This window comes from Methylocystis sp. S23, from assembly GCF_054106005.1.
Genome location: NZ_CM134185.1, coordinates 1,874,752 through 1,899,849, shown reverse-complemented (window position 1 = coordinate 1,899,849; position 25,098 = coordinate 1,874,752). Strand labels below are relative to the sequence as shown.

The 25,098-nt window shown below is 67.1% G+C and carries 26 protein-coding genes; 9 read left to right on the top strand and 17 right to left on the bottom strand.

Annotation, left to right across the window (positions count from 1 at the left end):
- Positions 1–78: 78 nt before the first annotated feature.
- On the bottom strand, positions 79–2,874 hold the full coding sequence (gene ppc, locus ACV7JP_RS09415) for a phosphoenolpyruvate carboxylase (protein WP_457798952.1): 2,796 nt from the start codon (positions 2,872–2,874) through the stop codon (positions 79–81).
- 360 nt (positions 2,875–3,234) lie between these two features.
- On the opposite strand from ppc, the gene ACV7JP_RS09410 reads away from it, so the two are divergent.
- Together ACV7JP_RS09410 and bioB are read left to right on the top strand one after the other, a co-directional pair.
- Positions 3,235–3,717, top strand: a complete 483-nt coding sequence (locus tag ACV7JP_RS09410) for a PTS sugar transporter subunit IIA (protein ID WP_457798951.1) — start codon at positions 3,235–3,237, stop codon at positions 3,715–3,717.
- On the top strand, positions 3,714–4,673 hold the full coding sequence (gene bioB, locus ACV7JP_RS09405) for a biotin synthase BioB (protein ID WP_457798950.1): 960 nt from the start codon (positions 3,714–3,716) through the stop codon (positions 4,671–4,673). Before ACV7JP_RS09410 ends, bioB begins: the two co-directional genes overlap by 4 nt.
- Here bioB and ACV7JP_RS09400 read toward each other — a convergent pair.
- Positions 4,651–5,052 (bottom strand): hypothetical protein, encoded by a 402-nt coding sequence (locus ACV7JP_RS09400; RefSeq protein ID WP_457798949.1) that lies wholly within the window; start codon positions 5,050–5,052, stop codon positions 4,651–4,653. The genes bioB and ACV7JP_RS09400 overlap by 23 nt on opposite strands.
- A 102-nt stretch (positions 5,053–5,154) precedes the next feature.
- Between ACV7JP_RS09400 and ACV7JP_RS09395 the strand changes: the two genes are divergently transcribed.
- The gene (locus ACV7JP_RS09395) at positions 5,155–5,994 is read left to right on the top strand and encodes a shikimate dehydrogenase (RefSeq protein WP_457798948.1); all 840 of its coding nucleotides are present in this window, start codon (positions 5,155–5,157) and stop codon (positions 5,992–5,994) included.
- Between the two features lie 55 nt (positions 5,995–6,049).
- Here ACV7JP_RS09395 and ACV7JP_RS09390 read toward each other — a convergent pair whose 3' ends face one another.
- Both ACV7JP_RS09390 and ACV7JP_RS09385 read right to left on the bottom strand, forming a co-directional pair.
- The gene (locus ACV7JP_RS09390) at positions 6,050–6,538 is read right to left on the bottom strand and encodes a phasin family protein (protein WP_457798947.1); all 489 of its coding nucleotides are present in this window, start codon (positions 6,536–6,538) and stop codon (positions 6,050–6,052) included.
- Positions 6,539–6,583: 45 nt separating this feature from the next.
- A complete protein-coding gene (locus ACV7JP_RS09385) occupies positions 6,584–6,943 on the bottom strand; it encodes a phasin (protein ID WP_457798946.1) in 360 nt (119 codons plus the stop codon).
- Between the two features lie 319 nt (positions 6,944–7,262).
- Between ACV7JP_RS09385 and ACV7JP_RS09380 the strand changes: the two genes are divergently transcribed.
- Positions 7,263–9,962, top strand: coding sequence for a histidine kinase dimerization/phospho-acceptor domain-containing protein (locus ACV7JP_RS09380; RefSeq protein WP_457798945.1), 2,700 nt, complete (start codon positions 7,263–7,265; stop codon positions 9,960–9,962).
- A 57-nt stretch (positions 9,963–10,019) separates the two neighbouring features.
- On the opposite strand, the gene ACV7JP_RS09375 is transcribed toward ACV7JP_RS09380, so the two are convergent.
- From ACV7JP_RS09375 to ACV7JP_RS09340, 8 genes are all read right to left on the bottom strand, one after another.
- Positions 10,020–11,600 carry a choice-of-anchor I family protein gene (locus ACV7JP_RS09375; protein WP_457798944.1) on the bottom strand — a complete coding sequence of 527 codons (1,581 nt, stop codon included), beginning with the start codon at positions 11,598–11,600 and terminating at the stop codon, positions 10,020–10,022.
- Between the two features lie 269 nt (positions 11,601–11,869).
- On the bottom strand, positions 11,870–12,226 hold the full coding sequence (locus ACV7JP_RS09370; protein WP_457799057.1) for a DUF5615 family PIN-like protein: 357 nt from the start codon (positions 12,224–12,226) through the stop codon (positions 11,870–11,872).
- A gap of 1 nt (position 12,227) precedes the next feature.
- Positions 12,228–12,458, bottom strand: a complete 231-nt coding sequence (locus ACV7JP_RS09365; protein WP_457798943.1) for a DUF433 domain-containing protein — start codon at positions 12,456–12,458, stop codon at positions 12,228–12,230.
- A gap of 42 nt (positions 12,459–12,500) precedes the next feature.
- Positions 12,501–14,129, bottom strand: a complete 1,629-nt coding sequence (locus ACV7JP_RS09360) for a CTP synthase (protein ID WP_457798942.1) — start codon at positions 14,127–14,129, stop codon at positions 12,501–12,503.
- 106 nt (positions 14,130–14,235) lie between these two features.
- The gene (gene secG / locus ACV7JP_RS09355) at positions 14,236–14,907 is read right to left on the bottom strand and encodes a preprotein translocase subunit SecG (protein ID WP_457798941.1); all 672 of its coding nucleotides are present in this window, start codon (positions 14,905–14,907) and stop codon (positions 14,236–14,238) included.
- A 127-nt stretch (positions 14,908–15,034) separates the two neighbouring features.
- Positions 15,035–15,418: a type II toxin-antitoxin system VapC family toxin gene (locus ACV7JP_RS09350; RefSeq protein WP_457798940.1), complete on the bottom strand. Its 384-nt coding sequence runs from the start codon at positions 15,416–15,418 to the stop codon at positions 15,035–15,037.
- Positions 15,415–15,663 (bottom strand): type II toxin-antitoxin system Phd/YefM family antitoxin, encoded by a 249-nt coding sequence (locus ACV7JP_RS09345; RefSeq protein ID WP_457798939.1) that lies wholly within the window; start codon positions 15,661–15,663, stop codon positions 15,415–15,417. Before ACV7JP_RS09345 ends, ACV7JP_RS09350 begins: the two co-directional genes overlap by 4 nt.
- 113 nt (positions 15,664–15,776) lie before the next feature.
- Positions 15,777–16,241, bottom strand: a complete 465-nt coding sequence (locus tag ACV7JP_RS09340; protein WP_457798938.1) for a hypothetical protein — start codon at positions 16,239–16,241, stop codon at positions 15,777–15,779.
- A gap of 249 nt (positions 16,242–16,490) precedes the next feature.
- Here ACV7JP_RS09340 and leuB point away from each other — a divergent pair, with 249 nt between their 5' ends.
- Positions 16,491–17,600, top strand: coding sequence for a 3-isopropylmalate dehydrogenase (gene leuB, locus ACV7JP_RS09335; protein WP_457798937.1), 1,110 nt, complete (start codon positions 16,491–16,493; stop codon positions 17,598–17,600).
- A gap of 177 nt (positions 17,601–17,777) precedes the next feature.
- Here the strand turns inward: leuB and ACV7JP_RS09330 are convergent, their stop codons facing one another.
- Complete coding sequence (locus ACV7JP_RS09330; protein WP_457798936.1) at positions 17,778–18,137, bottom strand: hypothetical protein; 360 nt, start codon at positions 18,135–18,137, stop codon at positions 17,778–17,780.
- 109 nt (positions 18,138–18,246) lie between these two features.
- Here ACV7JP_RS09330 and ACV7JP_RS09325 point away from each other — a divergent pair, with 109 nt between their 5' ends.
- The 3 genes from ACV7JP_RS09325 to ACV7JP_RS09315 are packed head-to-tail and all read left to right on the top strand — an operon-like array spanning position 18,247 to position 20,825.
- Entirely contained in the window at positions 18,247–19,020 is a 774-nt protein-coding gene (locus tag ACV7JP_RS09325; protein ID WP_457798935.1) for a LamB/YcsF family protein, read from the top strand.
- On the top strand, positions 19,021–19,797 hold the full coding sequence (locus ACV7JP_RS09320; RefSeq protein WP_457798934.1) for a 5-oxoprolinase subunit B family protein: 777 nt from the start codon (positions 19,021–19,023) through the stop codon (positions 19,795–19,797).
- The gene (locus ACV7JP_RS09315; RefSeq protein ID WP_457798933.1) at positions 19,794–20,825 is read left to right on the top strand and encodes a 5-oxoprolinase subunit C family protein; all 1,032 of its coding nucleotides are present in this window, start codon (positions 19,794–19,796) and stop codon (positions 20,823–20,825) included. Before ACV7JP_RS09320 ends, ACV7JP_RS09315 begins: the two co-directional genes overlap by 4 nt.
- Positions 20,826–20,936: 111 nt before the next feature.
- Here ACV7JP_RS09315 and ACV7JP_RS09310 read toward each other — a convergent pair whose 3' ends face one another.
- The 3 genes from ACV7JP_RS09310 to gloB form a co-directional block, all read right to left on the bottom strand.
- Positions 20,937–21,752, bottom strand: coding sequence for a DUF5765 domain-containing protein (locus ACV7JP_RS09310; protein WP_457798932.1), 816 nt, complete (start codon positions 21,750–21,752; stop codon positions 20,937–20,939).
- Positions 21,753–21,827: 75 nt separating this feature from the next.
- Positions 21,828–22,265, bottom strand: coding sequence for a cupin domain-containing protein (locus ACV7JP_RS09305; RefSeq protein WP_457798931.1), 438 nt, complete (start codon positions 22,263–22,265; stop codon positions 21,828–21,830).
- A complete protein-coding gene (gene gloB / locus ACV7JP_RS09300; RefSeq protein ID WP_457798930.1) occupies positions 22,262–23,038 on the bottom strand; it encodes a hydroxyacylglutathione hydrolase in 777 nt (258 codons plus the stop codon). The genes ACV7JP_RS09305 and gloB overlap by 4 nt, the downstream gene beginning before the upstream one ends.
- A 320-nt stretch (positions 23,039–23,358) precedes the next feature.
- Here gloB and ACV7JP_RS09295 point away from each other — a divergent pair, with 320 nt between their 5' ends.
- Positions 23,359–24,105, top strand: a complete 747-nt coding sequence (locus ACV7JP_RS09295; RefSeq protein WP_457798929.1) for a class I SAM-dependent methyltransferase — start codon at positions 23,359–23,361, stop codon at positions 24,103–24,105.
- Between the two features lie 187 nt (positions 24,106–24,292).
- On the opposite strand, the gene ACV7JP_RS09290 is transcribed toward ACV7JP_RS09295, so the two are convergent.
- A complete protein-coding gene (locus ACV7JP_RS09290; RefSeq protein ID WP_457798928.1) occupies positions 24,293–24,976 on the bottom strand; it encodes an alpha/beta hydrolase in 684 nt (227 codons plus the stop codon).
- Positions 24,977–25,098: the final 122 nt, after the last annotated feature.

Sequence of the window (25,098 nt, the reverse complement as noted above, 5' to 3'; positions counted from 1 at the left end):
CAATCCAGGAGCGGCGACTGCGGCGCTGGATTGCTTCGTCGGCAAGGCCTCCCCGCAATGACGGCCGCAGAGCGATCCTCAACCCGTATTGCGCAGGCCCGCCGACACGCCGTTGATCGACATGAGTATGCCTTCGCGGATTTCCGGATCGGTCATGCCGCCGCGGTGGCGGCGGATCAGCTCGGCCTGGATGTAATTCAAGGGCGCGATATAGGGAAAGCGGTGCTTGATGGATCGCGCCAGCGCGGGATTGTCGGCGAGCCGCTCCGTGGCGCCGGAAATCTTCGTCAGCGCGTCGATGGAGCGCGCATGTTCGGCCTCGATCATCGCGAAGATGCGCTCGGCGAGCGCGCGGTCCTCGACAAGCTCCGCGTAATGGCGCGCGATCTCCAGATCCGTCTTGGACAGGATCATGTCGATATTGGAGAGGAGCGAGCGGAAGAAGGGCCATTCCTTCGCCATGCGGCGCAGGAGATCGAGCCGCGCCTTTTCGTCCTGCGCCAGGAATCCCGCGATCGCGGAGCCGAAGCCGAACCAGCCCGGCAGCGCGAGGCGCGCCTGCGCCCAGGAGAAGCTCCAGGGGATGGCGCGCAGGTCTTCGATCTTGCGCGAGGGCTTGCGAGACGCCGGGCGCGAGCCGATGTTCAGCGAGGCGATTTCCGAGATCGGCGTCGAGCTGAAGAAATAATCGACGAAGCCTTCCGTCTCGTAGACGAGGCCGCGATAGGCGGCCATGCCGGCGCGCGACAATTCCTCCGCGACCTCCAGGAATTCCGGCGGCGGCGCCTTGTTTTGCGAGAGCAGCGTGGCTTCGAGCGTCGCGGCGACGAGAAGCTCCAGATTGACGTGGCCGATCTGCGGGTTCGAATATTTCGCCGCGATCACCTCGCCCTGTTCGGTCAGGCGGATCTGCCCGTTCACCGTGCCCGGCGGCTGGGCGAGGATGGCGTCATAGCTCGGCCCGCCGCCGCGCCCCACCGTGCCGCCGCGGCCATGGAAGAGCCGCATGGCGATATTGGGCATGGAGGCGAAGAATTCCGCGAGCGCGGTCGAGGCGCGGTAAAGCTCCCATATGCTCGTGAGAATGCCGCCGTCCTTGTTGGAGTCGGAATAGCCCAGCATGATGTCCTGCTGCGCGCCGGAGCTGACGACGAGCCGCTGAATGCCCGGCAGCGCGTAAAAGGCGCGCATGATCGGCGCGGCGTTGCGAAGGTCGCCGATCGTCTCGAAGAGCGGCACGATGATGAGATCGGCCGTGACGCTCTCGGAATCGCGCGGATCCAGCGTGCCGCGCATCAGCCCGCTTTCCTTCTGCAGCAGCAACGCTTCCAGAAGGTCGCTCACCGTCTCCGTATGGCTGACGATGTAATGGCGGATCGCCTCGTCGCCATAGGTCTTGCGCATGTCCAGCGCGCGCTCGAAAATTTCGAGCTCGCTCATCGTGCGGTCGCTATAGATCCGGCCCGGCAGGCGCACGGGGCGCGGATCGGAAAGAAGCCGCATCAGAAGCTGCTGCTTCTCCACTTCCGTCAGCGCCGCATAATCCTCGGCGACGCGCGCGGCGGCGAGAAGCTCCGCGATCGTCTCCTCATGCCGGTCGGAACTCTGGCGCAGATCGAGCGTCGCGAGATGGAAGCCGAAGACTTCGACCGCGCGGATCAGGGGCTCCAGGCGCTGCGAGGCGATCACCTCGCTGTGATGGATTCGCAGGGACTCGTCGATCGTCACGAGATCGGCGAGGAAAGCCCAGCTATTGGCGTAGGGTTCGCCGGGCGCCATGGCGTGACGCATGGCCTGCCCGCCGGTGAGCTTTTCGAGCGTGCCGGCGAGGCGCGAATACACGCCGATGAGCGCGCGGCGATAGGGCTCGTTGTCGCGATGCGGATTGTCGTCGCCCGAGCGCGCGGCCAGGTCTTCCAGCGCCCGGGTGGCGCCGCCATAGCGCCGTGAGATGGAAAGCTCGGCGCCGAGCTCGTGCGCCTCGGTGAGATAATAGCGCAGCGCGGTCTCGCACTGCATGCGCATGGCCGTCGAGAGCGAATCGGCCGTGACGTTGGGATTGCCGTCGCGGTCGCCGCCGACCCAGGCGCCCATGCGCAGGAAGGGCGGCACGCGCAGCCCTTCGAGCTTCGCCTCGATTTCGGCGTAGAGCCTCGGAATCTCGCGCAGGAAGGTCGCGCGGTAATAAGAAAGCGAATTCTCGATCTCGTCGCGCACGGTGAGGCGCGACTCGCGCAGAAGCTCGGTCTGCCACAATTGCAGGACGCGGGCGCGCAACTGCATCTCGTTCTGCGCGCGGTCCGTCTTGCTCTTCAAATGTTCGCGGGCGGCGAGAAGATTGAAGATGGCGCGCTCGGCGTCGAGCAGGCTCTTGCGGCGCACTTCCGTCGGATGGGCGGTGAGCACCGGCGAAACCCAGCCCCGCGAGAGCGCCGCGGCGATCTTGCCGGAGCCCACGGCCGCCTTGCGCAGATGGGCGAAGGAACGGGAGAGGCTCGGCTCGTCCGGGACGCCGCCATCCGCGAGGGCGCGGGCGCGCTCCTTGAGCGGATGCAGGTCCTCGGCGATATTGGCGAGATGCGAGAAATAGCTGAAGGCGCGGATGACCGCCGTCGCCTCCTTGGCGGAGAGCGCCCGCAGCAAAGCGTCGAGCCTGGCGGCCGCGTCCTGGTCCCTGTTGCGGCTCGCCGCGACGGAGAGGCGGCGAATCGCCTCGATGCGCTCGAAGGCCTCGACCCCCTCATGCTCGCGCACCGCGTCGCCGAGCAGGCGCCCGAGGAGACGAATATCCTCGTTGAGCGGCAGATCGCTCCGCGCCTCGGGCTCGGCCGGCGCGCCGGCCGGCGCTTCTTTTGTCTGTGAGTCGAGCTGCATGATGAACCCTTGAAACGATGCGCCCCGCCCTTGGGGTCAAGGACGCTATAGCAGGCTTGAGGCCAGTTTTCGACGCGGCGTAAAAAAGGGCGAAGCGCGCCGCCCTCATCCGACCCTCGCTCACGCGAGGCCCACCTTCTCCCGTGAGCGGGAGAAGGAGTCGCGCCCCCAGACCTGTGATCCGTAACTTCCGGGGTTCTCCCTTCTCCCGCAGGCGGGAGAAGGCGGCCCCTGCGCGAGCAGGGGTCGGATGAGGGCTAGCCGCCCCGCCCCTTGTTCGAAACCCCCGCCCCCCTTATAGACCTCTCGCGGCCAGAACCTCTTCATTACCCGCGCCTGCGCGGAGCAACCGGTCACGCCATGCTCGACACTGTGGAAATCGCCCTCTTCTCCGGGCTCGGCGCTCTCTTCGCCATCGGCCTCGTCGTTCTCGCCCGCTGGTCGAAGACGCGGCCGGCGCTGCTCGCGGCCTATGCGCTCATCGCCGTCTGCTTCCTGTATGTCGGATTCGCCATCCGCGCCGACAACTCCGACGCCTGGGTCGGCTTCGAGATGACCGCCGTCGCCTTCTTCGGGACGCTCGCCGGCATGTCGATCATCGGCTCGCCCTGGTTCGTCGCCGTTGGATTCGCCCTGCACGCGGCCTGGACGCTCTACGAGCATTATTTCGGCGCGGGCCGCGATTTCGCGCCCGCCCCCTTCGTCATGGCGACCGCCGGCTTCGATGTGGTGGCGGCGCTCTATGTAGCCTTCACGACCCTTACCGGAAAAGGGGCGGAGACGGCCGCGCCCGAGCGCAAGCTCGCCGCCCGGTCGCAAAATCGCAAGGGAGCCGCGAAATGAACGCCCCCGCGGACTTCAACATCCGCCACGACTGGACGGTCGAGGAGATCGCCGGGATCCACGACCTGCCGCTGCTCGATCTCATCGCGCAGGCCAACGCGGTCCATCGCCGCTATCACGACGTCAATGACGTGCAGAAGGCGGCGCTGCTTTCGATCAAGACCGGCGGCTGTCCGGAAGACTGCTCCTATTGCCCGCAATCGGCGCATCATCGCGAGGTGAAGCTCGACCGCGTCGATCTGCTCTCGACCGATGACGTGCTCGCGGCCGCCAGGATCGCCAAGGACGCCGGCGCCGATCGCTTCTGCATGGGCGCCGCCTGGCGCTCCGCTCCGAAGGACAAGCGCTTCGACGCGGTGGTGGAGATGGTGCGCGGCGTGCGCGAAATGGGCATGGAGGCCTGCGTCACGCTCGGCATGATCGACGAGGGCCAGGCCAGGCGCCTCGTCGAGGCGGGCCTCACCGCCTATAACCACAATCTCGACACCGGACCGGAATTTTACGGCGACATCATCACCACCCGCGCCTATCAGGATCGCCTCGACACGCTGAAGGCGGTGCGCGGCGCGGGGCTGGAGATGTGCTGCGGCGGCATTATCGGCATGGGCGAGAGCGTGCGCGACCGCGCCGGCATGCTGCAAACGCTGGCGAGCTTCGATCCGCATCCCGAAAGCGTGCCGATCAACGCGCTCGTCGCCGTCGAGGGCACGCCGCTCGCCGGGCGCGAGAAGGTCGACCCGCTCGACCTCGTGCGCATGATCGCCACGACCCGCATCGTGATGCCCAAGACCCGCGTCCGCCTCTCGGCGGGCCGCTCCTTCCTTGCCCGCGAGGCGCAGATCCTCTGCCTCGTCGCTGGCGCGAACTCGATCTTCTATGGCGAGAAGCTGCTGACGACCGGCAATAATTGCGTCAATGAGGATGACGCTCTGTTCAGCGCTCTCGCGCGGCGCTGAAATCGAGCTTGCGCCCCGCCGGCTCCCGGCGGAGAAATTTATTGGGATCGAGGCCCGCCGCTTCGGCGGCGTTGAGGACGAGCGGCTCCAGGAGATCGCGCTCCGCCTCCTCCAGAAATCCGCCGCCCGTCTCGTGGTCGATCCGCATCAGATCGTCATAGAGGTTGCGTAGGGCGGCGACGATTTTCTCGTCCGGCGCCGAGGCGGGCAACGCCTTCAGGACGAGGAAATAAGAACGGATGCGGGCGTCCACGCGGTCGGTCGCTTCCTGCGTCGCCCCGGCGACGCCGCTGTCGCGGCAGCGCTCCCAATGCGCGGCGATCGATTGTTCCGCGTCTTCGAGAAGGTCGTCCAGCCGGCGATTTCTTGCAGCGTCCATTAATTCGTTTCTCCCTGCAGACATACGCTGCGCTTCAGGTCAATCTATGTTGAAGTCTACATCGATCCAGTCGATATGCGGCAAGAAACCTCGGGAAGGCCGATGACACATTCCAGATTCATCCTCGCCGGCGTCATGGGCTGGCCCATCGCCCATTCGCGCAGCCCTAAGATCCACAATCACTGGTTCGCGCAATATGGGATCGAGGGCTCCTATGTTCCCCTCCCCGTCGAGCCGGGCAAGCTCGAAGCCGCCCTGCGCGCCCTTCCCGCCTTGGGCTTCGCGGGCTGCAACCTCACCATTCCACACAAGGAGAAGGCGCTCAACTTCCTGGATTTTGTTGATTCGGCCGCGAGGCGCATCGGCGCGGCGAACTGCGTCGTCGTCGAGAAGGACGGCTCGCTTTCCGGCCGCAATTATGACGGCTACGGCTTCGTCGCCTCGCTCCGCGAGCGGGCGCCGCAATGGGACGCGGCGCAAGGCGCCTGCGTGGTCATCGGCGCCGGCGGCGGGGCGCGGGCGATCGTCTCGGGGCTCATCGAGGCGGGCGCGCAGGAAATTCGTCTCTTCAACCGCACGGCCGAAAGAGCCGGCCGCCTCGCCGCCGATTTCGGCGCGCCGGTTTCGGCCTATCCCTGGGAGGAACGCCATGAGGCGCTCTCGGGCGCGGGCCTTCTCGTGAACACGACGAGCCAGGGCATGATCGGCCAGAAGCCGCTCGATCTCTCGCTCGCCGCCTTGCCGAGCTCGGCCCTCGTCGCCGACATCGTCTACGCCCCGCTGGAGACGCCGCTCCTCGCCGCCGCCCGGCTCATCGGCGCGACGCCGGTGGACGGGCTCGGCATGCTGCTGCATCAGGCGCGCCCGGCCTTCCGCGACTGGACCGGCGTCATGCCCGAAGTGACGCCGGCGCTGCGCGCGCTGATCGCCGCGACGCTGTGAATGACGCGGCGGCCGGACGGAAGCCCGGCCGCGATCGATCTCGAGCGCCTGCGCCTCAGGCGGCCTTGCGCGCGTCGCAGAGCGGCGGCGGCGAAAAGACCGCCACGCTCCGGGCGAAATCCATCAGCTCCTTCGACTGACGGACAAAGGCCTCGATCCGCTCCCTGGCGAAGCGCGACTGGAGATCGACGATCTCCTCGAGGCTCTCCGCCTTCGAGACCTGCTCGGCAAGCTCGAAAAAGGCGGCGGCGTTCTCCGCCCAGAGATCGAGGGATTTCCTCGACCAGAGGGAGGAGTCGAAGGAGAAGGAGGCCGCGAATCCTTCCGCCGCGGTCTCGACCGCTTCCTCGACGAGGGCGAGCGGCGCCGGCGCGATGTCGGCCGCCGCCGCGACCGGCTCCTGCGCGGCCGCCGCCGCGATGGCCGGCTCGGCGGCCGCCTCGGCGGCGGCGGGCGTCGGCTCCGCCGGCGCCCCGACAGGGACGTCCTGTCCGGCGGCGTCGATGGGTTTGCTTTGGCTATCAGCGTTGCTTTCCGTCGCCATGGGCCCACTCCTCGAAATGGTTGCGCGTGATCAGATTGGGAAAGATCAGGACTTCGGGGCCGTCGACCGCTGGATCGCGGCGCCGAGCTCCTTGGCCTGTTCCTGAACGGCGGCGAGCTGCGCCTTCACATATTCGGCCTGCAGCTGGAAAACCTCCTGCGGGTCCTTCGCCTTGACGAGCTTCTGCGCGAGGTCGAAGGCGGCGTTCACATTGGCTTCGGCGAAAGAGAGAGCCTTCGTGCCGACATCCTTCGCGCCCGGCGGCACGATCGGAAGATCCGGCGTGGAGCTCAGCGCCTTGTGCGCTGCGCCGGCGAAGCCTTCAAAGGCCTTGCGCGCCTGCTCGACGCTCTTCTCCGCGAAATCGCGGACTTCATTGGGCACCTGATAAATTGGATCAACCATTCGACATCTCCTGTTCCAGCCGCCGTCGCTAAGATTTCGCCCCGAGATTGACCGAACGATGACGCGGCGGCGCCGCCGAGGGCGCGGGGACTGTGCCCCAACCTTTGCTGCATTGCAACAAATATTGTGCGCCGCGTCAATACGTCTCAACCCTGCGAAAAAGGCGCGGAAAACGCGGCGGCGCCGGATGGACCGGGCGCTTTCTTACGATTAAGTTTGAATTAACGCCCGCGCCAGGGCGCTAGCCATAAGCGCTCGAGACGGCGCCCTGGCCGCGCGAAGGCGGGCGGAAGTCTCCGTCGCAAGGGCGGCAAGCGTCATGAGTGGTTCCGAGGCAGAGATCGACGGGGACGACGTCGCCGCCAGCCGCATCGCGGCTGATCCTGCCTTTTCGGCCCTCGAGGCCTCCGGCGCGCCGATCGTCGCCGCTTCCGGCGATCCACTGAAGATCGTCTATCTCAACGCCGCCGCCCGGGCCGTATTCGGCGCCGATCCGGAGACGCTCGCGGCGCGGCTCTTCTACAGCGAGGAGCCGGGCGCCAGGCGCCTGTCCAAGCTCGTCGAGTCGGTGCGCCACGGCGCGGCGCTGCGGCTCGAGCGGCTGCGCTTCGAGCTCGCCGACGCCCCGCAGACCATCACCATCCTTTGCCGCAAGCTCATCGAGGACGGCGGGCCGGCCTGCTTCGTCATCGCCGCGCTCGGCGTGCGCCCGGCGGTCCAGCCGCCCCCGGAGGCCGAAACATCCGAGGCCGAGGCCGCGCGGATCGCGCCCCCCGTCGAAAGCCCGGCCGCGCCCGCGGACCCTTTGGCCGCGACGGCCGCGCTGCGGTCGCGACTCGCGGAACGCCATGGCGCGCGCGCCGCCCGCTTTCTGTGGAAGACGGACGCGGCCGGCCGCTTCGTCGACGCGACCCATGTTCTGGCCGATGTCGTCGGGGAGGCGAAGGCCGACATTCTCGGCCGCGAGGTCGCGTCGGTCGCCGCGGAATTCGGCCTCGGCTCCGCTTTCGCCGAGGCGCTCTCGTCGCAAAAGAGCTGGAAGGGCGTCGAGGCGGCGTGGCCGCTCGGCGAACCCTTCGCCCGCGCGCCGGTGACGCTTGGCGGCCTGCCGATCATGGACGCCGACCGCCGCTTCGCCGGCTTCCAGGGTTACGGCGTGATCCATCTCGACCGCGCTTTCGTCTCGAACCCGCTTGTGGCCAGGGTTCCGGACAGGCCGCCGGGAGGCGAGCCGCCTCCCCCGCTTTTGGCCGCGCCCGAGCGCTATCCGGCCGCCAATGTCGTGCCGCTGCGGCCGGCGCTCGCGCAACGGCAGGAGGCCGCGCCGCCGCCGGAGGCGACGCCCGAGACCGAGGCGCTGACCTCCGCCGAACGATCCAATTTCGAGGAGATCGCCCGCGCGCTGCGAACGGGCGAGATCGGCGCCGCCCCGAGCGCGCCGCCCGGGCCGGAGGAGACAAAAGCCGAGTCTGCCGCCGTCGACCCGGCGCCCGCGTCCCTCGACGACGTCGCCGCGCAGCTCGGCGAAATCGCGCGGGCGGCGCCGGAGCCGCCGGCGTCCCCCGCCCCGCCTCCCGCCGGCCTGCTCGACCGCCTGCCCGTCGGTCTGCTGATCGCGCGCGGCGCGCAGACGCTTTTCGCCAATCGTACGCTGCTCGATTATCTCGGCTACGCCGATCTCGCCGCCTTCGAGGCCGATGGCGGCCTCGCGCGCATGTTCTTCGGCCGCCCGCCCGCCGATCCCGGCGCCCGCGCGGCGGCCGTGCAATCGAGCGAGGGCGAGGCGCTCGACGTCGACGCGCATTTGCAGACGGTCGAATGGGAAGGCGCGCCGGCGACCCTGGTGACGCTGCGGCGAAACCGCAACCGCCTGCCCGGCCCCGAGGAAAGCGCGTTGGCGCTCGCCCGCGAGCGCGAGGAGAAGCTCGCCCGGATGCGGGCCGATAAAGGCCTGCTGCGCGGCATATTGGAGGCGAACGGCGTCGCCGTCGCCTTACTGGACGAGAACCGCCGCATCGAGAGCGCCACGGCCGCCTTCGCCGCGCTCTTCGACGCCGAGAAGGGCGCCTTTGACGGCCTGACGCTGTCCGCGCTCTTCTCGACGGAGGAAGAACGGACTTTCGCGGCCCGCCTGGCCCGCGCCGCCGAGACCGGGGAGGCGCTGCGGCTCAAATCCCGCGTCGGCGGCAAGCTTTATGAAGCCACGTTGCGCCGCCTCGGCCCGGCGCAAAAGCTCTGTATGAGCCTGCGCGCGCCCGACGCCGACGCGCGCCATGACGAACTCGCCGCCGCGCGCGACGCCGCCGAGCAGGCGAACGCCGCGAAGTCGGATTTCCTTGCGCGCATCAGCCATGAGATCCGAACGCCGCTCAACGCCATCATCGGCTTCGCGGAGGTGATGATGGAGGAGCGCTTCGGCCCCATCGGCTCCGAGCGCTACAAGGAATATTTGAAGGACGTGCATTCGTCCGGCGAACATGTCCTCTCGCTCGTGAACGACCTTCTCGATCTCTCCAAGATCGAGGCCGGCAAGATGGAGCTGGAATTCGACCGCGTCGACGCCAACGCCGTCATCGCCGAATGCGCGTCGATCATGCAGACTCAGGCCAATCAGGCGAAGATCGTGATGCGTCTCGCGCTCGCCGACCGCCTGCCCTCGATCCGCGCCGACCAGCGCTCCCTGAAGCAGATTCTGCTGAACCTTCTGTCCAACGCCATGAAGTTCAACGAGCCGGGCGGACAGGTGATCGTCTCCTCCGCGCTGACCGAATCGGGGTTCGTGGTGATCCGCGTGAAGGACACCGGCGTCGGCATGTCGGAGGACGAAGTGGCGACGGCGCTCGAGCCCTTCAAGCAGATCGCGACCTCGAGCAGCATGCGCGGCACCGGCCTCGGCCTGCCGCTCACCAAGGCGCTGATCGAGGCGAACCATGCGAGCTTCACGATCCGGAGCCGCAAGAATGAGGGAACGCTGATCGAGATCGCCTTTCCCCCGCCGCAGGTGCTGGCGGCGGAGTGATCGACCCTTGCGCTCGTGCCGCGAGGAGCGCGCTCCCCGCGACAGGGCGCGTCGGCCTCAGCGCGTCGCCGAAGCCGCCCAGGAGGCCGAAGACGACGAAGAGGTGCGACGTATTCCTACTTCGAACAGGGAGGTCGAATCCGAGACCTCGTTCGCCACGGCCAGGAAGTAACGGCTGCCGACGCGAAACGCGGTCAGCCCCTCGGGCGAAACGTCGGGCAAGACGCTGTCGCTGACGATCATGTCCACGAAGCCGACGGCGTTCGGATCGGTGACGTCGTAAATCGCCACGGCCGATTTCGTCGTGCGCTCCATGCCGATGAAGGCCAGCACGCGGCCCTCTATGTGCATCAGGGCCACGCCTTCGGGCTCAACGCCCTTATTGTCGCTGCGGCTGTCGTCATAGATCCCGCGCTTGAAGGCCTCGACGTCGAGCTGGTTGCCGCTGTCGAAGACGATCCTGCCTTCCGCGTCGCGGATCGAGAAGGACCGCCCGCCAAAGGCGACCAGATTGGCGCGGGTGGACTCCACATTGGACAGGGTGAGCCGGCTCAGCAAATTGCCCTCGGGGACCAGCTCGATCGAGGCGTTGCCCGCCGAGCCGCGGCGCTCGTCCTCTCCGTCGCCGGATCCGTTGTCGCGCGCGTCGCCCTCATTGGCCATGACGAGATAGGTGCGCCCTTGATGCTGATAGGCCGCGATGGCGTCGGGCTGATACAGGCCCTTCACGGGCGCCTGCCTGAACGCGACGAGGCCGTTTTCCTGATCGTGCGGGTCGATGGCGTTGGCGGGCAGGCTGAAGTCCTTCAGGCCGAGGCCGAATATGCGCTCGAACTGGCGGGTCTTCAGGTCCAGCACGGCGACGCCATTGGCCTCCTGCAAGCCGACATAGGCCTTATGACCGGCATGGTCGACCGCAATATATTCGGGCTCGGGGTCATAGGGGCACATGTCCGGGCGCGTCGCGCCATTGCCCGTGAGCGGGAACAGGCGCAGTTCCGAATAGCCGGGCAGGCTGGCGCTCACCGGCAGGGTCGCGGCGCCGCGCGGCGACATGCTCGAAACCGCGCGCGTCGGCGCGTCGATCAGGGTGACGCCGCCCGGCGGGTCCGCGGGACAAGGCTGGCCGGCGATGCGGGGATTGGGCGTAGCCTCATCGGCGACGAGCACCGTGCGCCCGTCGGGAGTGAAGGTCAGCATGTCCGGCAGGGCGCCGACAATCACCGGCTGGCCCAGCCGCTGACGCGTGCGAGTGTCCATAAAGACCACCACGCCGGGCTGCGTGCGATCGGGCGCAGCCTCGATCGCGAGCGCGGCCAGCCCGTCATGAATCGCGACGCTGTTGACGGCGCCATAGGCTGTGACGTCGATATGGGCGACGAGCTGGCCCCAGCTGCGATTGAGCACGTCGACGCCCGCCACGCCCGCGACCCACAGCGTGTCGGTGCGGTCGTCATAGGCGACAATCTCCGATTTCTGGCCGGGCGCGTTGCTCTGAGCGTGGGCGTAGGTCCAAAGGCGCTTCACGTTGACGGTCGTCGACGCGGCGGCCGGAACGCCGCCGATGCAGAGCATCACGACGCCGATCGACAGGCGGCGCAAGGCGGTGGACGCGCGTAGGATAGTCAGCAGGCGCATGGTCGGCTCTTTCCTTCAGGAGCAGAAACTCAACCATGACCATTGGTTGGCGAATATTTCAGACGAGTGACAGTTTGCTCTGCCGGCCGGCGATGACGCGCAAACCCCGCCTCGACCCTGCCTCTCGCCGAGGCGCCGATCGAAACCAATCATGCGGGCATTACGATCCGGAGCGGCAAGAACGGCCGCATGCTGATCGAGAGCGCCTTCCCCCACTGCAGGCGCTGGCAGCGGAGTAAGGGGCGGCCGTTTTGGCGCGCACCGAAAAATCACCTTGCCAAACGACGCATCCTCACCCTGCCAGGCTCGACAACGGAGAAAGAGCCGATCCAGTCGTCACGTTCTCTTACTCGTGCGACAAGCGCAGGTCCGATCGATGTCGCGGGCGGGATCGGCAATCGAAACAAGATGACTCCGCACGCCGCCGAAAGGCCTCCACGCCATGCGAGCTCGCCAAAATCCTTGTCGAAGGTAAGGAGAACCCGCTCCTCCGCATTCGCCATAGCCAGGACGCGCGTATCGCTCGCGCCTGATGTGGACTCGCAGATCCACAGAACATCGAATCCAGCCGTTCGCAACGCATTCACCGCCTCACCGGGAAAATTCTCGTCGGCGAGAAAGCGTATGTCAGGCTGCGCTCGGATAGGTCTTCTCGGACTTCAGCACATCGCGCGCATATGCGAGGCAAGCCGCAATGTCGTCATGCGAGAGAGCGGGGTAATTTCGCAGAATATCGGCCTCGCTCCAGCCATCCGCCATGAGGCCAATGATGAATTCGACCGACAGGCGCGTGCCGCGCACAACCGGCTTGCCGGCGAGCACATCGGGATCGAGCGTGATACGAGGCAGATCGGTCATGAGAAGTCTCCCGCCGCGAATATATATCGCAGGCTCGCGAAGTCACACCAACCGGCTCTGCGCCTTCGCCGCCGCAATAAAGCTCGCAAACAGCGGGTGCGGCTCGAACGGCCGTGACTTCAGCTCGGGGTGATATTGCACGCCGACGAACCAGGGGTGGTCGGGGATTTCGACCGTCTCGGGCAGCAGGCCGTCGGGCGACGAGCCGGCGAAGAGGAGGCCGCAGGCTTCCAGCCGCTCGCGATAGCCGAAATTCACCTCGTAACGATGGCGGTGGCGCTCGGCGATTTCGGTCTTGCCGTAGATCTCCGCGATGCGCGAGCCGGGCTTCAGCAGCGCCGGATAGGCGCCGAGCCGCATCGTGCCGCCGAGTTCGCCGCCCGCCACGCGCTTCTCCAGCTCATTACCCTTGAGCCATTCGGTCATGAGGCCGACGACCGGCTCCTCGCAGGGGCCGAATTCGGTGGAATTGGCCTTCTCGATCCGCGCAAGCGAACGCGCGGCCTCGATCACCGCCATCTGCATGCCGAAGCAGATGCCGAAATAGGGCACGCCGCGCTCGCGCGCGAAACGCGCCGCGAGAATCTTGCCCTCGGCGCCGCGCTGGCCGAAGCCGCCGGGCACGAGAATGCCGTGGACATGCTCCAGATGCGCCGCCGGATCGCCGCCCTCGAAAATCTCGGACTCGATCCAATCGAGATTGACCTTCACGCGGTTCGCGATGCCGCCATGCGCCAGGGCCTCGATGAGGCTCTTATAGGCGTCCTTCATCTCGGTATATTTGCCGACGACCGCGATCGTGACCTCGCCCTCGGGATTGAGGATGCGCTGCGTCACCGCGTTCCAGCGGCTCATATCGGGCTTGGGCGCGGGCTCGATGCCGAAGGCCGCGAGAACTTGCGCATCGAGTCCGGCGGCGTGATAGGCGCGCGGCACATCGTAGATATTGGCGGCGTCGCGCGCCTCGATCACCGCCTGCTCGCGGACGTTGCAGAAGAGGCCGAGCTTGCGGCGCTCCTCGCGCGGGATCTCCCGATCCGTGCGGCAGAGGAGAATATCGGGCTGGATGCCGATCGAGCGCAGCTCCTTCACCGAATGCTGCGTCGGCTTGGTTTTCAGCTCGCCGGCGCTGGGGATGTAAGGCAGCAGCGTCAGGTGGATATAGATCGCATGATTCTGCGGCAGATCATATTTGATCTGGCGGATCGCCTCGAAGAAGGGCAGGCCTTCAATGTCGCCCACCGTGCCGCCGATCTCGATCAGCGCGAAATCCACATTGTCATTGCCTTCGAGAATGAACTCCTTGATGGCGTTGGTGACGTGCGGAATGACCTGGATGGTCGCGCCGAGATAGTCGCCGCGCCGCTCCTTGCTGATGATGTCCTGATAGATGCGGCCGGTGGTGACATTATCCTGCTTCGTGGCCGGGCGGCCGGTGAAGCGCTCGTAATGCCCGAGATCGAGGTCGGTCTCGGCGCCGTCGTCGGTGACGAAGACCTCGCCATGCTGATAGGGGGACATGGTCCCCGGATCAATATTGAGATAGGGGTCGAGCTTGCGGAGCCGGACGGTGTAGCCGCGCGCCTGCAGGAGCGCGCCGAGAACCGCCGACGCGAGACCCTTGCCAAGTGAGGAAACCACGCCGCCGGTGATGAAGATGTAGCGCGCCATGGGGCTTAACGCCTAACGCCTTTCGCTGGATTTGGGTAGCGCATATTTGCGCCGGGGAAGCGATCTTCCCCAGCGGATTTTCTTGTCGGACGTATGAACGGGCCGCTTATTGCGCGGGCGACTTCCACTGCGTCGGGGCCGCGGGCTTCTCGGCGGGCGCGGTCGGCGCCTCGGGCTTCAAGGACTCGGCTTTTGGAGAGTCGGGCTTGGCGGGCTCGGAAGCCTTGGGAGCCTCGGTTGTCGGCGCCGCCGCCTTGGGCGCATCAGCCTTGGGAGCCTCCGTCACGGGCTCGGATTTCGGCGCCTCGGCCGGCTTCGCGGCGTCCGGCTTCGGAGCCTCGGCTTTAGGCGGCTCCTGCGTCGGGCGCAAAGCCGGCTTCTCGGCCGAGGGCGCGTCCGCGCCCTGCTGCCGCTTCTGCTGGGCGCGCTGAAGCTGGTCGAAGATCGTGTCCTTGGCCGGATCGCTCTTCTCTTCCTTCTCGCCGGGCTTGATTTCCTTGAACTTGATGTCGCCCTGGTCGATCGCCTTGGTCCAGTCGTCGCCGCCCTCGGCGCGGCGCTCCCAGGCCGGAAGCACCGTGAGCGCGATGCTGGTGAGGAAGAAGATCGTCGCGAGAATGCCGGTCGCGCGGGTCAGCGCATTGGCCTGGCCGCGGCCGGTGAAGACGCCGCTGCCCCCCATGCCGAGCGCGCCGCCCTCGGACTTTTGGTAAAGAACGAGGATGACGAGCGCGGTCACCACCATCAGGTGGATCGCGATGATGATCTGCTGCAGCATTTCTGACCTTCTTCCGAAGCGGAGCGCCGGCGCGGCCGGGCTCGACGCCAAAACCATCGCGGGCTTCTACACCATGCGGAACGCGCAAGGAAGAGGCGCCTTTGCTGCGCGCGGCCGCCAAGCGTCGCTACCAGATGCGCGGAGCGATCCCGTCGAACGCCGTGTCGGCGGAAACGAGCGAAAGTCCTTCCAATATCGCCGTCGCGGCGATCAACCTGTCGAAGGGATCGCGATGGGCCCACGCCATGCTTCCCGCCAGCGTGCACGCCGCGGGATCGAGACGCGCCGCATGTCCGCCCTGCTCGACGAGAAGCTTTGGAAGCGCATCGACAAACGGCTCCATTTCGGGCCATTTTCCGAGCCGGACTCTCTGGGCGATCTCGAAGAAGCTTATCGGGCTGACATAGACCGCGCCCGCTTCCCCTATCGCCTCTCTGGCGCCTCGGGACAGCCGGAGATCGCCGGTCAGGCTCCACACCCAGGCATGGGTGTCAAGCAGCAAGGGCGTCACGGCTTCGGCTCCGAGGCGGCGCCCTCCCATGATCCGAGTTCCTCATCGGACATCGGCTCGAGGAAATCCGGGCCGGGACCGAGCTTCTTGTCTTGCAGGAGGCCTATTTTGAAAGCGCCGCGCTCTATGGCGACAAGACGCACGACCGGCTTGTCGCCCCTTGCGATGACGACGTCTTCGCCCGCGAGGGCGGCTTCTATGAGCTTCGAAAGCTGCGATTTCGCCGTATGAACGTTCACCAGCACCAGCGTCTCCTTAGCTAAGGTAGCTAAGTAAGCTGACTCATTACGCCGCGCAAGACAGGACCAACAAAAAAGCGGGCCGCCGGGCCCGCTCTCCTTCACGCCGCCGGATCGGCTCAGTAGAAATTGCCGTCCTGGCCCTTCCACTTCGAGCCTTCCTGGTCGAAGCGGGTCTCGTCCTTGAACTCGATGACCCTGCCGGGCTCGATATATTGCTTGTCCTTGATCATCTGGTTCTGGATCGTGGTCGAGTAGTAGCTCACATTGTCCGAGCAGCCGGCCTTGGGCGCGCCATCGGGCTTGCATTGGAGATTGGCGCCGTTCGGGAAGCGCACGCTCGCCGTATAGTAGAATTCATAGCCGGCATGGCCCGCCCCCTCGACGTCGAGCGGCCAGAAGCGGGTGATCTCGAACTTTTCGATCACGGCGTCCTTGTCGAATTTGCTCTTGATCAGATTCTCGAAGACCTTGCGGGCGTCCTCGGGCTTGGGCTCGCAGTTGATCAGGCAGAAGGCCTTGGCGGGCGCCGCGCCCACAAAGGCCGCGAACATCGCCAGCACAATGATTTTGGATATTTTCATGGGTAGCGTCTCCCTCGTTCCCGCCCTGGCGTCCGGCAAGGTCGCCGCTCGTTTCGCGACGGCGACATCAAGCTCCGAACGCCTTGTACATTGACCTTTTTCAAGCTGCACGGCTTCACCCCTTCCGGCAAGGGAGACGCGCGGCGCGAATTGTCGCATGACGCGCGCAAGCGGGGCGCTGTTGCGCCGGTCGCCCCGCCGCTCTATTGACGGCGCTTGCTTTCTCCAACACGCGAAAAGAGGGTTTTCATGTCCGCCCACAAGCTCCTGCTTTTGCCCGGCGACGGCATCGGTCCGGAAATCTCCGCCGAGGCCGAGAAGGTGATCGACTTCCTGGGCCGGGCGGGCGTGGCGGCGTTCGAGGTGGAGCGCGGCCTCGTCGGCGGCGCCGCCTATGACGCGCACAAGGTCGCCATCAGCGAAGACGACATGAAGCTGGCGCATGCGGCGGACGCCGTGCTGCTCGCCGCCGTCGGCGGTCCGAAATGGGACGGCGTGCCCTATGCGGTGCGCCCCGAGGCGGGCCTGCTGCGCCTGCGCAAGGACCTCGCCCTCTTCGCAAACTTACGTCCCGCCATCTGCTATCCGGCGCTCGCCGACGCCTCCTCGCTCAAGCGCGAGCTGGTCGACGGCCTCGACATCATGATCGTGCGCGAGCTCACGGGCGGCGTCTATTTCGGCGAGCCGAAGGAGATCGTGACGCTCGAGAACGGCGAGAAGCGCGCCGTCGACACGCAGGTCTACACGACCCATGAGATCGAGCGCATCGGCCGCGTCGCCTTCGAGCTCGCGAGGAAGCGCAGGAACAAGGTGACCTCGTCCGAAAAAGCCAATGTCATGCGCTCGGGCTATCTCTGGCGCGAGGTCATCACGGCGCTCCATAAGCGCGAATATTCGGATGTGCAGCTCGAGCACATGCTCGCCGACGCGCTCGGCATGCAGCTCGTGCGCTGGCCCAAGCAATTCGACGTGATCGTCACCGACAATCTCTTCGGCGACATGCTCTCCGACGAAGCGGCGATGCTCACCGGCTCGCTCGGCATGTTGCCCTCGGCCTCGCTCGGCACCGCCGACGCCACGGGCAAGCGCAACGCCATGTACGAGCCCTGCCACGGCTCGGCGCCGGACATCGCCGGCAAGGGCGTCGCGAACCCCATCGCCATGATCGGGTCGCTCGGCATGGCGATGCGTTATAGCTTCGACAACGCCAAAGCGGCGGACGCGATCGATACGGCCATCGCCAATGTGCTCGCCAAGGGCCTGCGCACCATCGACATCAAGGGCGACGCGCCGTCGTCGATTTCCACGAGTCAGATGGGCGACGCGATCGTCGCGGAGCTGAAGACGATTTTGAGTTAGCCTCAGGTCGTCCAGCACAAGAGAGCGCCCGCTCGGAGACCGCCGTCATTGCGAGCGAAGCGAAGCAATCCACAGGCCGCGCCGGCTGCTCTGGATTGCTTCGCCGGCAAAGCCTCGTCGCAAGGACGGCGTCGCGAGCTTCCATCCGCTCTATAAACGCCGAGCCGGATGTCCCGTTTATTGCCGCGTCCACATCTCGGCGCCGATCTTTTTGCCGTTGTGATAGGTCCAAATGCCGGCCCAGTTGTCGCCGTCCTCGCCATAGAGCGCGAGGCCGGTGTCGCCGCCGGATTTGTAGCTCACGGCGAGGAAGTTCTTGTCGCCAATGCCCGTGCCCACATAAATGGCTCCGCCGACATTCCAGGTGACCTTGTAGGTCTCGCCGGTCTTCTCCACCGTCACCGCGCCCGTATAGGACGACTTGCCGTCGGGATTCTTGCCCTCGACCGAATATTTGCCGACCGGATTGCCCGCCAGGGCCGCGGAAGCGAAAGCAAGGGCCGCCGCCAGGGCCGCCGCGAAGATGCGCATTTTCATTCCCCCCGCCCGTCCCGGGCGCGAGCTAAACGGAACACAAATATGGAGAATTGGCAATTCCGCGCTGCGGCGCTGTCGTGTGGCGGGCCCACGCGCTAAGATCGCTTCGATGACAATGGCGCGGCGTATCGACCTCAACGCGGATCTCGGCGAAGGCTTCGGCCCCTGGCGCATGGGCGACGACGCCGCCATGCTCGATGTGGTGACGAGCGCCAATGTCGCCTGCGGCTTTCATGCGGGCGACCCGGATATCATGGCCGCGACTTTCGCGCTGGCGCGGGCGCGCGGCGTCGCCGTCGGCGCACATGTCGGCTTTCCCGATCTCGCAGGCTTCGGACGCCGGCCCATGGCGATGAGCGCGGCCGAAATCGAGCGCGCCGTGGCCTATCAGATCGGCGCGGCGCAGGCGCTCGCGGCGCTCTGCGGCCATCGCATTGCCTATGTGAAAGCGCATGGCGCGCTCGCCAATATCGCCGAGAGGGACGCGGATGTCGCGAATGCGCTGGCGCGCGCGACGCGCGCCGTCGACGCCTCCCTTACGCTGCTCGTCATTGCGCTCTCGGAGCAGACGCGCGCGGGCGAGCGCGCGGGGCTGAAGGTCGCGCATGAGATTTTCGCGGACCGCGCCTATGTCGAGGACGGACGCCTGCAACCGCGCGGCGAGGCGGGAGCCGTCATTACGGATTGCGACGCGGCGATGGCGCGCATGCGCGACATGCTGGCGGAAGGCGCGCTTATCGCCGTCACTGGCAAGCGCCTGCCGACGCCAATCGACTCCATCTGCGTGCATGGCGACACGGCGCACGCCGTCGAGATGGCGCGTCGCCTGCGCGCCGGACTTGAAGCGGAGGGCTTCGCCTTGCACGCCTTCAGCGAGGGCTAGATGCGTTACGATCGCCCGCGTTTTCTCGATCAGGGCGAAGCGGCGCTGACGGTGGAATATGGCGACGAAGTCGATCCGGAGATCAATGCGCGCGTGCTGGCGCTCGACGAAGTTTTTCGCCGCGCGCCGCCGCCGGGCGTGACGGAGACGACGCCGACCTACCGCTCGCTCCTCGTGCATTACGAGCCGCTGGAGATTTCGCGGGCGGAATTGATCGACTGGATCGCCGCCGTCATTGCGAGGAGCGAAAGCGACGAAGCAATCCGGGACCGCGCTGACGCCGCTGGATTGCTTCGCTCCGCTCGCAATGACGGCGCGAACTGGGTCATTCCCTGCTGCTACGATCCCGCCGTCGCCGAAGACATAGACGAAGCCGCGCGCGCCCTCGGCCTCACCGCGCAAGCGCTCGCCGAGGCGCATGCCGGCGCCCCATACCGTGCCTACATGTATGGCTTCGCGCCGGGCTGGTGCTATCTGGGCGGGCTGCCGCAAGCGCTCGCCATCCCCCGCCGACTGGCGCCGCGCGGGCCGACGCCGGAAGGCGCCGTGCTGATCGGCGGCGGCCTGTCGCTCGTCGCGACCAATCCCATGCCGACCGGCTGGTATGTCGTCGGCCGCACGCCGGAACGGCTCTTCTCGCTTCGCCGCGATCCGCCATTTCTCGTCTTGCCGGGCGACGCTCTGCGCTTCGACCCCATCGACGCCGCGACCTTCGCCGGGCTCGACGCCCGCGCGGCGCAGGGCGAGGTCGTCGCGCGCCGCGAGGCCCTCCCGTGAGCGCGCGGCTTCTCGTCCGCGCCGCCGGGCCGGCGGTCACGATCCAGGACGCCGGCCGTTTCGGCCATTCGCGCTTCGGCGTCACACCGGCCGGGCCGATGGATCATGCGGCCTTCGTCGCGGCGGCCCGCGCCGTCGGAGCCGAGGCCGCGATCGAGGTCTCGCTCGGCGGCGCGGTCCTCGAAGCGGCGGGCGCGACGCTCGCCGTCGCCATCGCCGGCGGCGCCTTCGACGTCCGGCTCGACGGCAGGACGCTGCCGCCGGCTTGCGTCTTTCCGCTCGAACCGGGCGCCCGTCTGGCGATCCGGGCGGGGGCTTCCGGCGCCTGGTGCTACGTCGCCTTCGGCGCGCGCCTCGACGCCCCCAAAGCGCTCGGCTCGCTCTCAACCCATGCGCGCTCCGGGATCGGCCCGAAGCCGCTCGCGGCGGGCGACGCGCTGGCGCTTCTCGACGTCGCGCCGGCGCCGCACGGACCGCTGGCGCTCGCCGCGCCCTGGCTCGCGCGGGACGACGCGCCCATCCGCGTCATGCCGGGGCCGCAGGACGACTACTTTCCGCCCGAGGCCATCGAGGCCCTGCTCTCCGCCGAATGGCGCGTCGGCGCGCGCAGCGATCGCATGGCCTATGCGCTGGAAGGCCCGCGCCTGGCTCATGCGCGCGGCCACGACATCGTCTCGGACGGCGCGGCCATGGGGGCCATCCAGGTTCCGGGCTCGGGCGCCCCTTTCGCGCTGATGGCGGATCGCCAGCCCACCGGCGGCTATCCGAAGATCGCGACGATTATCGGCGCGGATCTAGGCCGGTTCGCCCAATTGCGGCCGGGGGAGACGCTGCGCTTTCGCGCGGTCGATTGGGCCGAGGCGGTCGCGGCGCGGGCGGAGCTGAAAGACAAAATGGCGGCGGGAGCGACCCTGACGCCCCTCGCCGCCGAGATTTCGACGGAAGCGCTGCTTGCCGCGAATTTGATCGGCGGCGTGGTCAGCGCGCTCGACCCCCTCTCCCCGCCTGCGGGGAGAGGGCCGGGGTGAGGGGCAAGCCGCAAAACGAAGCCGTCCCAAATCCCCTGAAACCCCGGCGCGTATGTCGCCGCTTCGCCCCTCACCCTGACCCTCTCCCCGCTTGCGGGGAGAGGGAAAAAACTACTCCGCCGGCTCCTTCGCCAAGGCCGTCTCCGCGGTCGCCGCCGCGACCGGCCTGCGCGCGGCCTTCCGGCGCTTATGCCATTTCCACAGCATCATCCACCACGGGTCGCCGACATGGAGGTGGTAGCGCAGCGGCGTCTTGATGATGGCGAGCACGAGGCCGATCGAGAACAGGCACCAGACCGCCGGCCATTCGTTGATGTTGTTGGTCGTGAGGCTCGCGAGCCAGGGGCCGGCGACCCAGGAGAACAGGATGAAGCGCCAACTGCCGTAGAGCGACGGGATGAAGAAGGCCATCAGCGGATAGCCGATATAGCCGCGCCCCAGCGTGGCGTTGTCCGCCATGCTGTTGCCGATGCCGTTGGTCGGGAGCAGCCAGGCGATGTGCCATTCGCCGCGCACCGTGCACAGCACCTCGCCGCAGAGCGGCCGGCCCAGCGCGCAATGCCCCGCCCAGCTGAAGGGATAGAGCTGGATCAGCATGAGGATGGCGGCGACGAAGCAGCCGAAATAGGCCCAGGGCGCGACGATCCTGGCGCTGTCCTTGGGCATGAAGTAAAGCGCCACCGCATTGATGAAGAAAGGCTGGAACGTGATGTGCAGATAACCGAACATGGTCATTATTTGGTTCAATGGCGAGTCGCATTGGTTCAAGACCGAATAGGCGACCGCCTGGAGCGACTCCATGCTGGCGAAATAGAGAAGGCAGATCCAGAGAGCGAGGGGCTCCGGATCCTTCTTGAGGGCCGAATAGGCCGCGCCGGCGATGCCCGTCGCCGCGAGAACTGTCGAAGCTTCCCCGCTCCAGCACATGGGTGTCGTTTCCTCTTTTTGTCCTTGAGCGCCCCGATACACTATCCGGCGCCGCGCTCAAAGCCCCACGCGCAGTCAGCCGGGCGGGGGGAAGCCGGGCGGCGCAAGCTCGAAACGGGAGAATTCGAAGCCCGGCGCGACGGTGCAGCCGATGAGCGTCCAGGCGCCGAGGCTCTTCGCCGATTGCCAGACGCCGGCGGGGACGATCCCCTGCGGACGCTCGCCGCCCCGAAGATCGGCCCCGAGGAGCAGGGTCGACCGCCGACCGTCTTCGTAAAGAGACAGCTCCAGCGGCGCGCCGGCGTGCCAATGCCAGATTTCCCCGGCGTCGACCCGGTGCCAGGCCGAGACCTGCCCCGCCGGCAGCAGATAATAGATGGCGGTGCCGGCGGAACGCCCCTCGACCTGGCGCGGGTCGCGGAAGGTTTCGCGGTAGAAGCCGCCCTCCGGATGCGGCGCGAGGCCGAGCAGGCGCACGACCTCTTCCGCCGACGGATCGCCGATTCCGCTCATCCGACGAAATGATTCTTGCGTTCGCGCATTTCGGCGAAGACGGCGAAAGGATTGGCGTCGTCCATGCCCATCGCCTTCTTCACCAGCGGGTCCTCGACGCGCAGGAAGGGATTGGTGGCGTTTTCCAGCGCGATCGTCGTGGGCAAAGTGAACCTGCCCGCCGCGCGCAATTCGGCGACGCTGCGGAGCCGGTCGCGCAGCATCGGATTTTCGGGGTCCACCGTGATCGCGAAGCGGCCATTGGCCTGCGTATATTCGTGCCCGCAATAGACCTGCGTCTCGCCCGGCAGATTGGCGATCTTCTCGAGCGAGAGGCGCATCTCGTCCATGTCGCCTTCGAAGACGCGGCCGCAGCCGAGCGAAAACAGCGTGTCGCCGACGAAGACCGCTTCGTCCTCCGGGAACCAATAGACGATATGGCCGTGCGTGTGCCCCGGCGTGGCGATGACTTGCGCCCGGGACGCGCCGATCGCCACCTCGTCGCCATCGGAGACCGCCAGGTCGAGCGGCGGCAGGCGGTGGGCGTCCTTCGCCGCCCCGACGATCTTCATCCCGGGAAAGCGACCTTTCAGCGTCTCCCAGCCCTCGATGTGATCGAGATGATGATGGGTGATCAGGAGATGGGTCAGCGGCCAGCCGCGCCGCTCGGCCTCGTCCGCGATCGTCCCGCCCTCCGGCGCGTCGACGCTCGCGGTCGCGCCGGTCTCCCGGTCATGGACGAGCAGGCCGAAATTATCGCTCAGGCAAATGAACTGGGCCACCTCGATGGACATGTCTTTCTCCGGGGGTCTCAGGGCGAATATCATAAAGGCATCATGCAAAAATGCGACCCAAGGGCGATCGGGTGAAAGATAATCTCGAACCGCCGGGCGCCCAATGCCTCCCCTTTACGGGGAGGCCGGCGGTCGAAGACCGCCGGGTGGGGTTCGTCCCACCGCAATATTGGTGGAGCTTGACCCCACCCGACCCTGCTCCGCAGGGCCACCCTCCCCGTAAAGGGGAGGGATTCGCTCACGCCAGCGTTCACCCGATTGCCTTGAATGCGACCAGCGCTTGTCTTGCGTCGCCTCGAGAATAGGAAGATGATCCGGCCATGGCGCTCGATGTCGTGGAATTGCGGGCTTTTTACGAAACGGCGCTGGGCGAGGTGGCCCGCCGCGTGGTGGGGCGCATGGTCCGCTCCCGCTGGGACGATCATGCCGGCCTGCGCGTGCTGGGGCTCGGCTATCCCACGCCCTATCTCGACGGCTTCCGCGAAAAGGCGCAGCGCGTGCTGGCCTTCATGCCGGCGACCCAGGGCGTCGTCCATTGGCCGCTCGACGGCAGATCGGCGACGGCGCTGGTCGAAGCCTCGATGACGCCCCTGCCGGACCAGTGCATCGACCGCATCCTTCTCGTCCATGCGCTCGAAGTGGAGGAGCATCCGCAGGACCTGCTGGAAGAGGTCTGGCGCATTCTGGCGCCGGGCGGACGGGTGGTGATCGTCGCGCCGAGCCGCACCGGCCTCTGGGCGCGCGTCGACACCACGCCTTTCGGCCACGGCCACCCCTATTCGCGCGGCCAGTTGCAGACGCTGTTGCAGGAGGCGCAGTTCCTGCCCGTCTTCTGGGGCGAGGCGCTCTATGTGCCGCCCTTCCAGCGCGTGACGCTGCTGCGCTCCGCCCCGGCCTTCGAGCGCATCGCCGGGCGCTTTTCGCTGCCGGGCGGCGGCGTGCATGTGGTGGAGGCGACGAAGCAGCTCTATCGCCCGGTCCTGCGCCGGGCGGCGCGGCGCATTCCGGCGATCGTGGAGCCGGTATTGGAGCCGGCGCTGGAGCCGGAAGGCGCGGAGCCGGCGTGACCCCGCTTCGCTTCGCGCCGAGGAAGTAAAAAACGCGCCGTCATTACGAGGAGGCGAAGCCGACGAAGCAATCCAGGGGCGTCATCACGGCGCCTGGATTGCTTCGTTGCTCACGCTCCTCGCAATGACGGCGAAAGTCCGAGCGCCTTGTTAAATCCCGGTGGCTCCGCTCGTGGGAGAAGCGGCCTCACCGCCGCCCGAACTCCACCTTCACGCCGAAGGCCTGCGCCAGAAACAGCGCGCCATGGATCAGCCCGGCGTTGTCGATGCCATGGCCGAGCCCGGCGGACAGGTGCCATTGGGTCGGCACGTTCATGTCGGCGAGCAAATTGGCCGACAGCATCAGCGCGTCGACAGGGATAAGCTCGTCCTCCTCGCCATGGACGAGAAGCACGTTGGGCGGCGGGTTTTGCGCGGGCCGCTCGGCGCCGGGCTGATCGGGGCCGAGCGTTAGAATGCCGGAATAGCCGAGGATGGCGCGGGGCGCCTTGCGCCGGCGCAGGCCCGTATGCAGGGCCATCATCGTCCCCTGGCTGAAGCCCACCAGCGCCAGCGCGCGCTCGTCGAAGCCGCGCTTCTCCAGCTCTTCGTCGAGAAAGACGTCGAGCGTCGGACGGGCGGAAATCACGCCGCGCCAGCGCTCCTCGGGGTCGCGCATGGTGAGGGGGAACCATTGCCGCCCCATGGGCGACGCGGCGCAGCGCTCCGGCGCATGGGGCGCGACGAAATCCGCGTCGGGGAGAAAGGAGCGCCACTGGCGCCCGATCTCGATGAGATCGGCGCCGTCCGCGCCGTAACCGTGAAGGAAAACGATGAGTTGCCGGGCTTTCCCGGATTTCGCCGCCACTCTCGGACCATCGATCGCCGCCATTTGCCGCGCTCCCCTTTCGCGCCGTTAGCTGTCGGGGGTAAGCGCGCCGAGGTCAAGAGCGGACGCATGAATTCGAGAGGCGCCGCCTGCGCGCGCGCCGGGGCCGGAGCGGTCAGAACGTC